The organism is Stenotrophomonas rhizophila (assembly GCF_020857975.1).
In the GTDB taxonomy this organism is placed as follows: Bacteria; Pseudomonadota; Gammaproteobacteria; order Xanthomonadales; family Xanthomonadaceae; genus Stenotrophomonas; species Stenotrophomonas rhizophila_C.
Map to the genome: position 1 here is coordinate 64,393 of NZ_JACWUO010000009.1, position 12,205 is coordinate 76,597.

Below are 12,205 nucleotides of genomic sequence, written 5' to 3' on the forward strand. Positions count from 1 at the left end.
AGTTGGTACTGCAAGGCGCAATAGCGTAGGAAGAAGGCATGGCACGAGGTTTGACGACTACCGAGCAGTGTTTCCTGACCTTCATGCTGAAGCGCAGCAGGTGCGGAGACGGTTACCTCGACTCCCTGGCGGGCATTACCGTTGAAGAGGCCGACGACGGCGGCATGAAGGGGCTGGTCTTCACATCGGCCAATGAAGCCAGAGTGCTTGGCGAGGACATCGCCCAGATATGGTTCAACGACATCGACGGCGTGGAAGTGATGGCCACGCTGACCATCGACAACGCGGGCGATCTGTATGAGCTGGAGGTCTGGAAAGTGGATTTTTCGCCGCTGCTGATGCTGCCTGCGAATCCGGTGGTCATCGCCAGATAGATCCGTGCAGTAGGCCCGACCCAAGGTCGGACACGTTGCGTTCCGGCACCGTGTTGTCCGAGCGTGGCTCGGACCTACGCCGTCCGACCATGGCTCGGACCTACCCGCGTGCGATCGCGCGCCAGCCGATGTCGTTGCGGTGGAACTCATGCGCCCAGGTGATCTTCGCCACGCCGGCATAGGCACTGGCCTGTGCATCGGCGACGCTGTCGCCCAGCGCGGCCACGCACAGCACGCGGCCGCCGGCGCTGACCACCTGGCCCTGCGCGTCCAGCGCGGTGCCGGCATGGAACACCTTGGCCGCAGCCGGCACCGCCTCCAGCCCGTGGATGACCTCGCCGGTGATGGGGGTTTCCGGGTACGGCGCTGCGGCCATCACCACGCCCAGCGAGGGGCGTGGATCCCACTGGGCCTGTACCTGGTGCAGACGTTCGTCGATGGCGGCCTCCAGCAGATCCACCAGGTCCGACTGCAGGCGCAGCATCACCGGTTGGGTTTCCGGGTCGCCGAAACGCACATTGAACTCGATCACCTTCGGCGCGCCCTCGGCATCGATCATCAGACCGGCGTAAAGGAAACCGGTGAACGGAATGCCGTCGGCGATCATGCCCTGCACGGTGGGGTTGACCACCTCGCGCATCACCCGCGCATGCACCGCCTCGGTGACCACCGGGGCCGGCGAGTAGGCGCCCATGCCGCCGGTGTTGGGGCCGGTATCGCCATCGCCCACGCGCTTGTGGTCCTGCGAGGTGGCCATCGGCAGCGCGGTGGTGCCGTCCACCATCGAGATGAAGCTCGCTTCCTCGCCGTCGAGGAATTCCTCGATCACCACGCGCGCGCCGGCATCGCCGAACGCATTGCCCGAGAGCATGTCGCGCACCGCGTCCTCGGCTTCGGCCAGGGTCATCGCCACGATCACGCCCTTGCCGGCGGCCAGGCCGTCGGCCTTGACCACGATCGGCGCGCCCTTCTCGCGCAGGTAGGCCAGCGCCGGTGCCAGTTCGGTGTGCACCGCATAGAACGCGGTGGGGATGTTGTGGCGGGCCAGGAAGTCCTTGGCGTAGGCCTTGCTGCCTTCCAGCTGGGCGGCAGCGGCGGTGGGCCCGAAGATGCGGTGGCCGGCGGCGCGGAAGCGGTCGACCACGCCGGCCACCAGCGGCACCTCGGGGCCGACCACGGTCAGCCCGATGCCTTCGGCGGCGACCAGGGCCAGCAGGCCGTCCAGGTCGGTGACCTTGACGTCCACGTTGCGGCAGCCCGGCTCGGTCGCGGTACCGGCATTGCCGGGGGCGACGATGACCTCGCTGACCTTCGCGGACTGGGCCAGCTTCCAGGCCAGGGCGTGTTCGCGGCCGCCGGCGCCGATGACCAGGATCTTCAATGCAGTTCTCGCGTAAGGGGGGCAGAACGGCGATTTTACGCGGTGCCGGCGGTGCCTGCATCGGCCCCGGCGCAGCGGCCGGGGTCAGTCCTCGCCGCAGCCTTCGCGCTGCAGATCGCCGGGTACCGGGTAGGTCCGGGTCCGCGGGTCGAAGATCAGGTGGTCATAGGCGTGGGCCGGGCCGGTGCAGTCCTGGCCGGTGCTGCGTACGGTGAGTGGCCAGTAGCCGTCCACCGCGTCGCTGTCGCCCACGGTGGTGGTGAAGTCGACATTGAACGCCGCATCGGCGCAGTCATCGGGCGCGTCGTCGCAGTGCGGCGTGGCCAGGTTGTCGACGTGCTCGCGCAGCAGGGCGACCTCGCGCAGGCGGTCGTTGTGCACGGCCACGTAGGTGCGCGAGCGCTGCGCATGGCCGCGGCCGGAGCCATCGTGGGTGATGCGGAAGGCGTGGCGCTGTGGACCGAGCCGGTCGATCTGGACCGTACCGGGCGCGCCGTGGCGACCGTACTCGCCGTGCAGGCGCTGGGCGATCACCAGCAGCGGCCGGCCCGGCGGGCCGAACAAGCCGGCGACGGGGTGGTCCTTGTCCAGCGCGTGTTCTTCGCCATCGCGCAATACATACAGATCGACCCGGCCGGGTTCGACGCTGGCGGCCTGGTCCAGGGCCTGGCACACCGCCAGCAGGTGCTGCAGGTGGCCGTCGGTGTCGACGGTCCCGCGCGCGCAGACCTGGCGGGTGACCGGGCGCAGCGCCTGCACGTCGGTGTCGTCCCATTGGTCCTGCCAGGGCGCATCCAGCCGGGCAGCGGCGCCATAGCGGCTGCGCAGGAAGGCCAGCAGGCGCTGCTCGTGGCTGCCGCCCAGGTGCAGCGTGTCCACTACTTCAGCGGTGCTGTCCAGCACCCGGCGCGGCTTGCCTGGTCCGGGCGTGGGCGTGCGGTCGCCGCAGCCGGCCAGCAGCGCCGCCAGCAGCAGCGCCGCCGTATACCGGCACCGGCGCTGGAGGGGCGGGTCACTGCGGCGCATCACGGCCGGCGGTACCTCACCGGCAGCCTTCGCGCTGCAGGGACTCGGGGAAGCTGTAGGTCCAGGTTTGGGCGTCCAGGCTGAAGCGATGCTCGCGGCGTACCGGCTTGCCGCCGCACTCGCTGCCGGTCTCTTCGATCAGCAGCGGCCAGATGCGCGCGCTGCGGTCGCTGTCGTCGAAGCGGTAGGAAAAATCGATATTGAAGACCCGGGTGCGGCAGTCTTCGGCGAACTCGGCATCGTCGCAGTCGTAGGCCGCGCCGTTGTCGATATGGCTGCGCAGCGAACCGGCATCGACCAGGCCCTTCGGGCCGGGCAGGATCAGCGTCTGCGTTTCCAGCGAATGGCCCTGGCCGAACCAGCCGCTCTCGCTGCGGAAGCCGTAGAAATCGCTGCCGGCGCGGATGACCTGCACGGTGCCGGGGCGGCCGCTGCTGCCGTAGGTGCCGCCGGTGAGTTCGGCCACCACCTCGAAGCCTTCGCCGCTGGGGCGCAGCACGTAGAAATCGACGGTGCCCGGGTCGGCGTGGCCGCCCTCGCTGAGCGCGCCGCACACGGCCAGCAACTGCTGCCAGCTGTCACCACTGACCACCGGCTGTTCGGCGCAGACCTGCCAGTCGGTGGCGCGGCTGGCGCCGTCCTGGGTCCAGCTGCCCTGCCAGCCCTGCGACAGCGACGCCTCGGCGCCATAGCGTTTGACCAGGAACGCCTGCAGCCGCGCGGTGCGGCTGACATGGGCGGCCGGTTGCGCCGCCGTCGCCGTCGCCTGTTGTGCGGGCGTGGCGGCCGGGGCCGGTTCGGCGGCCGGCTTGCAGCCGGCCAATGCGGCGGTGCCGGCGAGGGCCAGCAGGATCAGGGGCGTGCGTGCGATGGCAGACATCCGTGTCGCTCCAGGGGTCAATGACGGAAATGACGTACGCCGGTGAACACCATGGCCAGGCCATGCTCGTCGGCGGCGGCGATCACTTCGCTGTCGCGCATCGAACCGCCCGGCTGGATCACCGCCTTGATGCCGGCGGCCGCGGCCGCGTCGATGCCGTCGCGGAACGGGAAGAATGCATCGGAGGCCATCACCGAACCTTCCACCACCAGGTTGGCGTCGGCGGCCTTGATGCCGGCGATGCGCGCCGAATAGACCCGGCTCATCTGCCCGGCGCCGACGCCGATGGTGCGGTTGTCCCTGGCGTAGACGATCGCGTTGGACTTGACGAACTTGGCCACCTTCCAGGCGAACAGCAGGTCGGCGAACTGTTTTTCGGTCGGGGCCAGCTTGCTGACCACCTTCAGTTCGTCGCGCGCCATGCCGCGATTGTCGGCGCTCTGGATCAGCAGGCCCGAGCCCACCCGCTTGGTGTCGTAGTTGTTGCGGCCCTTGCCATGCGGAATGCGCAGCACGCGCACGTTGGCCTTCTTCTGCGCGTATTCCAGCGCGGCCGGCTCGAAGTCCGGCGCGATCAGCACCTCGACGAACTGACGGTCCAGGATCACCCGGGCGGTAGCCGCATCCAGCGGTTGGTTGAACGCGATGATGCCGCCGAACGCGCTGGTCGGGTCGGTGGCGTAGGCCAGCTCGTAGGCATCGCCGTTGCCGGCACCCACGGCCACGCCGCACGGGTTGGCGTGCTTGACGATCACGCAGGCCGGCGCGTCGAACTGGCGCACGCATTCCCACGCGGCATCGGCGTCGGCCAGGTTGTTGTAGCTCAGTTCCTTGCCTTGCAGCTGCTGGAAGGTCGCCAGCGTGCCCGGCACCGGGTACAGGTCGCGGTAGAACGCGCCGCTCTGGTGCGGGTTCTCGCCGTAGCGCAGGTCCATCACCTTGACGAAGCTGGAATTCATCTGCGCCGGGAACTCGCTGCGCACCGGCACCGCCGCGTCGCTGGCGGTCACCGCCGACAGGTAGTTGCCGATCGCCGCGTCGTACTGGGCCACGCGGTTGAAGGCGGCCACCGAGAAGGCGAAGCGCCTGGCGGCCGACAGCTTGCCGTCGTTGGCCTCCAGTTCGGCCAGCAATTCGGCGTACTGCGCCGGGTCGGTGGCCACCGCCACGCGGGCGAAGTTCTTGGCCGCCGAACGCAGCATTGCCGGGCCGCCGATGTCGATGTTCTCCACCGCGTCTTCCAGCGTGCAGTCGGCCTTGGCGGTGACCGACTCGAACGGGTACAGGTTCAGCACCAGCAGGTCGATCGCGCCGATGCCGTGTTCGGCCATCACCGCATCATCCAGCCCGGCGCGGCCCAGCAGGCCACCGTGCACCAGCGGGTGCAGGGTCTTGACCCGGCCGTCCATCATTTCCGGGAAGCCGGTGAGCTCGGCCACGTCCTTGACCGCCAGGCCGGCCTCGCGGATCGCCTTGGCGGTGCCGCCGGTGGACAGCAGTTCGACGTTGCGCGCGGCCAGGGCGCGGGCCAGGTCGATCAGGCCGGTTTTATCGGAGACGGACAGGAGGGCCCGGCGGACGGGCAACAGATCAGCAGTCATGGGGACAGGGCAATCGGCAGCGGAGCAGGGCCGATATTGTAGGCGGTGGGGCCCGCTGCCGGGCGCCGCCGGGGCGATATCGCCGTTGGCGGCCCTATTGCCAGCCCGCCGGGCCGCCGACCGGGCCGCCGCAAGTCGGCGGCCCTGGGGTAGGCTGGGCGCTCTGCCAGGGAGTTGCAGGTTCAGCATGGTGTCGACAGCAACATGGAAGGCGCCGCTGCTTGCCGGCATCGTGGCATGGGCCGGGGTCACCGGGCCGGCAGCGGCGCAGCAGGCGGCCGTTGCCGCAGACGCCGTGCCGGCGGTGGAAGTGCTGGTACCGGCCCAGGGCCAGGCCGGTCTGCCCGATGCGGCCGTCGGCAGCGACGACCTGGAGCGGCAGGCCTATGACGCCTATGAAGCGCAGGACTGGGCGCAGGCCCGGCGCCTGATCGACCAGGCCATCGCGCTGGCGCCAGGCCAGATCAGCCTGTACCGGCTGAAGGCGTATATCGCCGCGGCAAGCGACGACAACGCCGCGGTGCTGGCCGCTGCGGCGCAGGCATTGCAGCTGGATCCGGGTGACGCTGAAAGCCTGCAGCTGCGTGGAACTGCGCGGGCCAAGCAAGGCGACACGCCGGCGGCACTGGCCGACTATGCCGCCGCCCTGCAGGCCGGCGGGCACAGCAGCACCCTGTTCCGCAATTACCTGTTCCTGCTCAACCAGCAGCACGACAACGCGCGGATGCTGGAGGTGCATGCCGCCTACGAGGCGGCGTACCGCAGCGACCCCGAAGGCACCGGGCAGCATGCCGATATTCCGTTCCATGCCGCGCAGGCCTACCACCACCTGGGCCAGCCGCGGCGCGCGGTGGAACTGCTGGACCAGGCCATCGCGCAATCGCCGCAGGTGGCCGGCTACTACGGCAACCGCGCACTGGCCCAGCACGCGCTGGGCCGATCCAGCCAATCGCTGGCCGATGATGGGCGGGCGATGCAGCTCGACCCGACCGAGCCGCTGTATCCCTACAACCGTGGCGTGACCCGGTTGGACATGGGCGACGCGGCCGGGGCGCTGCAGGACTTCAAGGCGGCGCTGGCGCTGGGCAAGGACGATGCCGATACCTGGCTCAACATCGGCGTGGCCGAGGACCGCGTGGGCGCACGCGCGAGGCGCTGGCTGCCTATGACCGCGCGCTGGCAAAGGAACCTGGCGATCCGAAGGTGCTGACCAACCGGCTCTGGCTGCTGGGCAAGGGCGACAGCGCGGCCGTGGCCGCGCAGGCCGCTGCGCTGCCGGCCGAAAACCAGGCGCAGCTGCTGTTCAACCAGGGCCAGGCGCAGGTCCGGTCAGGGCAGTGGCAGGCCGCGGCGGACCTGTTCGCGCAGGCGGTACGGCTGGATCCCGGCCTGGATACTGCCTGGCTCAACCTGGGCGTGACGCAGGCCAGGCTGGGGCAGCACCAGCGCGCGCTGGATACGCTCAACGACTACATCCAGCGCGCCCCGCTCAAGACCCTCGGCCTGCTCAACCGCGCCAATGTGCTGCACGAACTCGGCGATGATGACGCGGCCGAGAAGGACCTGCTGCGGGCCGCACAGCTGGAGCCGGGCAACCTGGACATCCAGCAGCGCCTGGCCTACTACTACAGCCGCACCGGGCAGACCGACAAGGCGCGGCGCCATTACGCCCAGCTGGTGAAACTGCCCGGCAACCTGTCGCCCGATGCCTTCATCAACTACGCGGCCATGCTGCTGCAGCTGGGCGATACGCGCGAGGCGGCGGTGGTGGCCGGCAACGGCGTGGCCCGTTTCCCCGACAACTATGGCCTGCGCCTCAACCAGGGCAGTGCGCTGGGCGACAGTGGCCAGCATGCCCTGGCGGTAGACGCCTACCGCGCCGCGATGCGGCTGCAGCCGGCGCGCCTGGATGCGCACTACAACCTGGGCAACCTGTACCTGCAGCAGCTCAGGCAACCGCGCAAGGCCGTGCTGGAATACCGCACCGCGCTGACACTGCAGTCGGCGCCGGACCTGGACGCCGCCGGGCAGCGCGAGCAGCGCATGGGCATCCACCTCAACCTGGCCAGTGCGCTCACCGACAGCGGCGATGCCGCCGGCGCACGTGCCGCGCTGCAGGCCGCCATCGACGAGGCGCCCGATGACTACCGGCCGTGGTTCAACCGTGCCGCAACCGCGCTGTCGGCAGGCGACCCGGCGGCGGCCAGGCCCGACTTCGAGGCGGCGTGGGTGCGCCTGGACGCCCTGCAACGCGCGCAGCCGGAGCAGGCGCAGCCTGACCCGGCCCTGCTCGAACACGCCGGCTATGTGTTGTTCCACCTGGGCCGCACCGGCGAGGCTGCCCTGCGCATGCAGCAGCTGCTGCAGGCGCAGCCGGACAACATCGACGCGCAGCGCAACTATGGGTTCATGCTGCTGGACCTGGGCCGCCCGCAGGATGCCAAGCGCTTGTTCGACCAGGCCTTTACCCGCGAGCCGGACGACGTGGACGGCTGGCTGGGGCTGCTCGCCTGCGCGATGCTGGACAGCGATCCGGCGCAGTCGGCGCGCCTGAAGCGTCAGTTCGAGCAGCGTTTTTCCGGCCGTTACCGGCTGGACCAGGCATTGCCGACACAGCTGATGCGCAAGGAAGGCTACTGGTATTCCGACCGCTTCCTGCAGCTGTGGCGGCAGTTGCTGGTGGCGGGGTGAATAGACGGTCGTCGAGCGTTTCCCTGCCCCTGCGCGGGCAGGTAGATTAGCCACGGTCAGGAGGACGGTACGGCATGTCGATCTATGCATTGAAGGGGCGCTTCCAGGATCTGCTGCGCCCGGGCGTACGCGGCCTGTATCGCGCGGGCGTCACCGCCAACACCGTCACCGTGGCGGCTGCGCTGGTGTCGCTGCTGGTGGCCGCGGCCGTGTGCTGGTGGGCACCGGCCCACCCGCTGCTGTACCTCGCACTGCCCCTGTGGATGCTGCTGCGCATGGCCCTCAACGCCGTGGACGGCATGCTCGCGCGCGAGTTCGGCCAACAGTCGCGATTGGGGGCATATCTCAATGAACTATGCGACATCGTCGCCGACGCCGCCCTTTACCTCAGCCTGCTCAGCGTGCCGGGGGTCGATCCCACCGCATTGTGGGCGCTGACATGGATGGCCGCGGTTTGCGAGTACGCTGGGGTGCTGGGGCTGATGGTGGGCGCCAGCCGTCGCTATGACGGCCCGATGGGCAAGAGCGACCGGGCCTTTGTAGTGGGAGTGGTGGGCGTACTGCTGGCGCTGGGCTGGATCGACGGCGCGGTGGTGGGCTGGATTGCGTGGGCGGCGGCGGCACTGTGCGTGCTGACCGGCTGGCGACGGGTCCGGCAAGGATTGGCGGAGACCGGCTGACCTGGCCGGATCCCGTCGGATGCACAACGGAGTGATGCATGCGCGTACAGGAACAGCTGCAGTTCCACAGTTTCGATGGCCAACCACTGTTCTACCGGCACTGGCCGGCCAGCGCGGCCGATGCGCCAGCGCGCGCGCTGGTGCTGCTGCACCGCGGGCACGAACACTCGGGCCGGGTGGCGCATCTGGTCGATGAGCTGGACCTGCCCGATACCGCGGTGTTCGCCTGGGATGCGCGCGGCAACGGCCAGTCGCCGGGCGAGCGCGGCGATGCGCCCGGCTTCGAGGCCCTGGTGCGCGACCTGGACAGCTTCATCGCCTGGATCGGCCAGCAGCACCGCATCGCCGTACAGGACATCGTGATCATCGCCCAGAGCGTGGGCGCGGTGGTGGCGGCGACCTGGGTGCACGATTACGCCCCGCCGCTGCGCGCGCTGGTGCTGGCCTCGCCGGCGTTCAAGGTCAAGCTGTACGTGCCGTTGGCGGTGCCGGGCCTGAAACTGATGCAGAAGCTGCGTGGCAATTTCTTCGTCAACAGCTACGTCAAGCCGCAATGGCTCACCCACGATCCGGCGCGGGTGGAGAGCTACCGCACCGATCCGCTGATCACCCGGCCGATTTCGGTGCGCGTGCTGCTGGGCCTGTACGAGGCGGCCGAGCGTGTGGTCGGCGATGCGCAGGCGATCACCGTGCCGACCCAGCTGCTGGTGTCAGGGGCGGATTTCGTGGTGCACCGCGCACCGCAGGACCGGTTCTACGAGGGTCTGTCTTCGCCGATCAAGGAACGCAACCTGCTGCCCGGCTTTTTCCACGACACCCTCGGCGAGCGCGACCGCGCCCCGGCGATCGCGGCGATCCGGCGCTTCATCGGCGAGCGCTTCGCCGCGCCCCTGGTACGGCCCAGCCTGCGCCAGGCGCACCGCCACGGGCCCAGCTTCGACGAAGCGGAAATCCTGGCCTGGCCGCCGCAGCGCAACAGCCTGCAGGATCTGTACTGGCGCTTCACCCGCGCCGGGCTGCGCGTTGGCGGGAAGCTGTCCGAAGGCATCGCGCTGGGCCTGGAGAGCGGCTTCGACTCGGGCAGCACGCTGGATTACATCTACCGCGACCAGGCCCGTGGGCGTGGCCCGCTGGGGCGGATGATCGACCGCAATTACCTGGATGCGATCGGCTGGCGCGGCATCCGCATCCGCCGCACCCATGTGCGCGAACTACTGCAGCTGGCCGCGCTGCACCTGCGCGGCGAAGGCCACCCGGTGCGGGTGCTGGACGTGGCCGCCGGGCATGGCCGCTACGTGCTCGATGCGCTGGCCCAGGGCGAACACCGCGCAGCGGCGATCACCCTGCGCGATTTCAGCGAGCGCAACGTGGTCGACGGGCGCAAACTGATCAGCGCCTTCGGCGCCGACGACATCGCCACCTTCGAGCAGGGCGATGCCTTCGACGCCGCGTCGTTGGCCGCGTTGCCGGTGGCGCCCACCCTGTCCACGGTGTCGGGCCTGTACGAGCTGTTCGCCGACAACGATGCGGTGGCGCGCTCACTGCAGGGCATTGCCGCGGCGATGCGCGAAGGCGGCTACCTGGTCTACACCGGCCAGCCCTGGCACCCGCAGCTGGAGTTCATCGCGCGCGCGTTGACCAGCCACCGCGAAGGCGCGGCCTGGGTGATGCGCCGGCGTACCCAGCAGGAAATGGACGAACTGGTACGCCTGGCCGGGTTCGAGAAGATCACCCAGCGCATCGACCGCTTCGGCATCTTCACCGTATCGCTGGCGCGCCGGGTGGGCCATGACTGAGGGCGCGCGTCCGTGGCGGCGTGCGCTGCTGTGGCTGGCGCTGCTGGGGCCGTTCTTCTTCCTCAGCTACGGCCTGGCCAACACGCTGGCCGGGCGGCTGCCGTACGTGCCCACCATCGTGTTCGGCTGGGAAGCGAAGATACCGTTCCAGCCCTGGACGATCGTGCCGTACTGGTCGATCGACCTGTTCTACGTGGCTTCGTTCTTCATCTGCACCCGGCGCGCCGAACTGGACATGCACGCCCGCCGCCTGTTCACCGCGCAGCTGCTGGCGGTGGGGTGCTTCCTGCTGTGGCCGCTGCGCTTCAGCCTGGAACGCCCGGAAACCGCCGGCGTTTTCGGCTGGCTGTTCGATGTGCTGCTGGGCTTCGACAAGCCGTTCAACCAGGCCCCGTCGCTGCACATCGTGCTGCTGGTGGTGCTATGGGTGCGCTTTGAGCAGCACCTGCGGGGCTGGTGGCGCACCGCGCTGCACGTGTGGTTCGCCCTGATCGGCATTTCGGTGCTGACCACCTGGCAGCACCATTTCGTCGACGTGCCCACCGGCGTGGCGGTGGGCTGGCTGTGCGTGTGGCTGTGGCCGGCACACGGACCCTCGCCGTTGCGCCACTGGCGCACCGCGCAGGAGCCGGCGCGCTGGGGCCTGGCGGCGGTGTACGCGCTGGGCAGCGCGCTGTGCACCGGCTTGGCGCTGAGCATCGGTGGCTGGGCGCTGTGGCTGGGCTGGCCGGCGCTGTCGCTGCTGCTGGTGGCGCTGGCCTATGCCGGGCTGGGCACGGCGGTGTTCCAGAAGCAGGAGAACGGGCGCCACAGCATGGCGGCGCGCTGGTTGCTGGCCCCGTACCTGCTGGCGGCGTGGTTGAACTCGCGCTGGTGGACACGGCGTGCGCCGGGCCCGCACCGGGTGATCGATGGCGTCTGGCTGGGGCGGATGCCGTCGGCCGGCGTGGCGTTGCCGATGCCTACCGTGGTGGATGTGTGTGCCGAACTGCCGTTCCATGCCGGCGCGCGCCATTACCGCAGCGTGCCGATGCTGGACCTGGCCACGCCCTCGCCCGAAGCACTGCACCGTGCCGCCGAGGCGATCGCGCATGGGCAGCGCCGCGGCGAGGTACTGGTGTGCTGCGCCCTGGGCTATTCGCGCAGCGCCGCGGCGGTGGCCACCTGGTTGTGCCGCAGCGGGCACGCCGACAACGCCGAGGCCGCGGTCCGCCTGCTTGGCCTGGATTGCCCCTGGATCGTGCTGCACGAGCGGCACCGGCAGGCGATCGACCAGGCCGTGCAGCTGGGCGCAGCGCAGGGCCTGGCCCCGGTGCGCGCATGACCCCGGTGCTGCAGCTGCGGGCGATGGCGGCCGTGCTGGCGCAGGCGCGGTTGCCGGCGCAGGTGTCGTGGTTGCTGGCCGCTGCCGCGCTGCTGCTGGTGCTGCTGGCGCCGCCCGCGGGAAGGGTGGTGGCCGCTGCTGCGTTGTCGTTGCTGGCCGGGTTGGTGCAGGCCTATTACGCGGTGCGCATCGGCCTGGACCGGCAGCTGCTGCAGGCGCTGGACGACGCCGACCCGCAGGCCGCGCCGGCGCAGCTGGATGCGGCCCTGCATGCGCTGGGATTGCGCCGCGCCCCGGCCCTGACGCGCGGCTGGGACGCGCGCTGGCAGGGCATGCGCGCGCTGCTGCGCGGGCAGTGCCTGTGGCTGGCGCTGCAGGCGCTGGCCTTGCTGGCCGCGTTGCTGTTGCGGAGCCTGGCATGAGTAGTGGCACCATTCCTTCCGGCAGGAGCC

11 protein-coding genes are annotated in these 12,205 nt (G+C 70.0%); 7 read left to right on the plus strand and 4 right to left on the minus strand.

Annotated features, from left to right (window positions below; all coding sequences use genetic code 11):
• Positions 1–38: 38 nt before the first annotated feature.
• Positions 39–374 (plus strand): DUF6984 family protein, encoded by a 336-nt coding sequence (locus tag IC535_RS10640; RefSeq protein WP_228885930.1) that lies wholly within the window; start codon positions 39–41, stop codon positions 372–374.
• Between the two features lie 100 nt (positions 375–474).
• Here the strand turns inward: IC535_RS10640 and purD are convergent, their stop codons facing one another.
• From purD to purH, 4 genes are all read right to left on the minus strand, one after another.
• Complete coding sequence (gene purD, locus IC535_RS10645; protein WP_228885931.1) at positions 475–1,755, minus strand: phosphoribosylamine--glycine ligase; 1,281 nt, start codon at positions 1,753–1,755, stop codon at positions 475–477.
• Between the two features lie 84 nt (positions 1,756–1,839).
• Entirely contained in the window at positions 1,840–2,781 is a 942-nt protein-coding gene (locus tag IC535_RS10650) for a hypothetical protein (RefSeq protein WP_228958679.1), read from the minus strand.
• A gap of 16 nt (positions 2,782–2,797) precedes the next feature.
• Positions 2,798–3,652 carry a hypothetical protein gene (locus tag IC535_RS10655; RefSeq protein WP_429000378.1) on the minus strand — a complete coding sequence of 285 codons (855 nt, stop codon included), beginning with the start codon at positions 3,650–3,652 and terminating at the stop codon, positions 2,798–2,800.
• A gap of 26 nt (positions 3,653–3,678) precedes the next feature.
• On the minus strand, positions 3,679–5,262 hold the full coding sequence (purH, locus tag IC535_RS10660) for a bifunctional phosphoribosylaminoimidazolecarboxamide formyltransferase/IMP cyclohydrolase (RefSeq protein ID WP_228885934.1): 1,584 nt from the start codon (positions 5,260–5,262) through the stop codon (positions 3,679–3,681).
• 190 nt (positions 5,263–5,452) lie between these two features.
• Between purH and IC535_RS10665 the strand changes: the two genes are divergently transcribed.
• The 6 genes from IC535_RS10665 to IC535_RS10690 all read left to right on the plus strand — a co-directional run bounded on the left by IC535_RS10665 (position 5,453) and on the right by IC535_RS10690 (position 12,175).
• A complete protein-coding gene (locus IC535_RS10665; protein ID WP_228885935.1) occupies positions 5,453–6,472 on the plus strand; it encodes a tetratricopeptide repeat protein in 1,020 nt (339 codons plus the stop codon).
• A complete protein-coding gene (locus IC535_RS10670) occupies positions 6,466–7,953 on the plus strand; it encodes a tetratricopeptide repeat protein (RefSeq protein ID WP_228885936.1) in 1,488 nt (495 codons plus the stop codon). The genes IC535_RS10665 and IC535_RS10670 overlap by 7 nt, the downstream gene beginning before the upstream one ends.
• Before the next feature lie 74 nt (positions 7,954–8,027).
• Positions 8,028–8,633: a CDP-alcohol phosphatidyltransferase family protein gene (locus IC535_RS10675; protein WP_228885937.1), complete on the plus strand. Its 606-nt coding sequence runs from the start codon at positions 8,028–8,030 to the stop codon at positions 8,631–8,633.
• 38 nt (positions 8,634–8,671) lie between these two features.
• On the plus strand, positions 8,672–10,429 hold the full coding sequence (locus IC535_RS10680; protein WP_228885938.1) for a bifunctional alpha/beta hydrolase/class I SAM-dependent methyltransferase: 1,758 nt from the start codon (positions 8,672–8,674) through the stop codon (positions 10,427–10,429).
• Positions 10,422–11,753 carry a phosphatase PAP2/dual specificity phosphatase family protein gene (locus tag IC535_RS10685; protein WP_228885939.1) on the plus strand — a complete coding sequence of 444 codons (1,332 nt, stop codon included), beginning with the start codon at positions 10,422–10,424 and terminating at the stop codon, positions 11,751–11,753. The genes IC535_RS10680 and IC535_RS10685 overlap by 8 nt, the downstream gene beginning before the upstream one ends.
• Positions 11,750–12,175: a hypothetical protein gene (locus IC535_RS10690; RefSeq protein ID WP_228885940.1), complete on the plus strand. Its 426-nt coding sequence runs from the start codon at positions 11,750–11,752 to the stop codon at positions 12,173–12,175. The genes IC535_RS10685 and IC535_RS10690 overlap by 4 nt, the downstream gene beginning before the upstream one ends.
• The last annotated feature ends 30 nt before the right edge of the window (positions 12,176–12,205 follow it).

Coding starts and splice junctions, on each gene's coding strand:
- IC535_RS10690 (WP_228885940.1), top strand. CDS start 11,750: ATGACCCCGGTGCTGCAGCTGCGGGCGATGGCGGCCGTGCTGGCGCAG.
- IC535_RS10675 (WP_228885937.1), top strand. CDS start 8,028: ATGTCGATCTATGCATTGAAGGGGCGCTTCCAGGATCTGCTGCGCCCG.
- IC535_RS10650 (WP_228958679.1), bottom strand. CDS start 2,781: ATGCGCCGCAGTGACCCGCCCCTCCAGCGCCGGTGCCGGTATACGGCG.
- IC535_RS10680 (WP_228885938.1), top strand. CDS start 8,672: ATGCGCGTACAGGAACAGCTGCAGTTCCACAGTTTCGATGGCCAACCA.
- IC535_RS10685 (WP_228885939.1), top strand. CDS start 10,422: ATGACTGAGGGCGCGCGTCCGTGGCGGCGTGCGCTGCTGTGGCTGGCG.
- IC535_RS10640 (WP_228885930.1), top strand. CDS start 39: ATGGCACGAGGTTTGACGACTACCGAGCAGTGTTTCCTGACCTTCATG.
- purH (WP_228885934.1), bottom strand. CDS start 5,262: ATGACTGCTGATCTGTTGCCCGTCCGCCGGGCCCTCCTGTCCGTCTCC.